Source organism: Streptomyces sp. NPDC127092 (assembly GCF_042722475.1).
Lineage (GTDB): Bacteria > Actinomycetota > Actinomycetes > Streptomycetales > Streptomycetaceae > Streptomyces.
On the sequence record NZ_JBHXFE010000287.1, the window covers coordinates 1 to 967 of the forward strand.

2 protein-coding genes are annotated in these 967 nt (G+C 62.3%); both read left to right on the top strand.

Annotation, left to right across the window (positions count from 1 at the left end):
* Positions 1-491 (top strand): ArsR/SmtB family transcription factor (locus ACFWJO_RS39730; RefSeq protein WP_386873169.1); only part of this gene is annotated, 491 nt, incomplete at its 5' end.
* 3 nt (positions 492-494) lie between these two features.
* Positions 495-967: SRPBCC domain-containing protein (locus ACFWJO_RS39735; protein ID WP_386873171.1), on the top strand; the 473-nt coding region annotated here is incomplete at its 3' end.

The following is a 967-nucleotide window of genomic DNA, read 5'->3' on the forward strand; positions in this document are numbered from 1 at the left end:
AGCAGGACGACGTGAATGCCGGTGGCAGCGTGACCAGCTCCCTGAAGCGATTCGCGAGCTCGTACGTCGAAGGTGCCATCCGCGCCCACTCGCATCCTGAAAGTCGAAGCAGCCTTGCACATACAACCAATCGGTTGTATGTTCTGAGGGTGTCAGAAACAGATGAGGACCGGGCCGATGCCCTGTTCCACGCGCTGTCCGACCGAACGAGGCGCGACATCATGCGTCGCGTGCTGGCCGGCGAGCATTCCGTCTCGGCACTGGCCGCGAAATACGACATGAGTTTCGCTGCCGTACAGAAGCACGTCGCCGTCCTCCAGGAATCCGGCCTACTCGTCAAACGACGCAGCGGCCGTGAACAACTCGCCACGGGCGATGTGGACGCAGTTCGCGCAGTGTCGTCCGTGCTCGCCGAGCTGGAACAGGTCTGGCGTGGACGTATCGCCCGCATCGACGAACTGATCGCAACACAACCCCAACGGAAGGAATGAACGATGCCTGTCACCAATGTCAGCCACGACATCGATGCATTGACCCTGACCATCACCGCCGAGTTCGCCGCGCCCCGAGCACGGATCTGGCAGATCTATGCCGATCCGCGCCAGCTCGAAAAGATCTGGGGCCCACCGACATACCCTGCCACAGTGGTCGACCATGAGTTCGCCCCCGGCGGGCGGGTCACCTACTACATGACCGGGCCCGAGGGCGACAAGCATGCCGGTTACTGGAACATCATCTCCGTCGACGAGCCGACCGGATTCACCTTCACCGACGGATTCGCCGATGCGGATTTCACCCCGATCGAATCGATGCCAGTGTCCACCAACGAGTTCTCATTCCAGGACAAGGACGGCAGCACCATCGCCACCTACGTCAGCACCTACGCAACCGCCGAAGGCCTCCAGCAGGTGCTCGACATGGGCGTGGTAGAGGGCGCCTCGCAGGCGATCGGCCGGCTCGACGACCT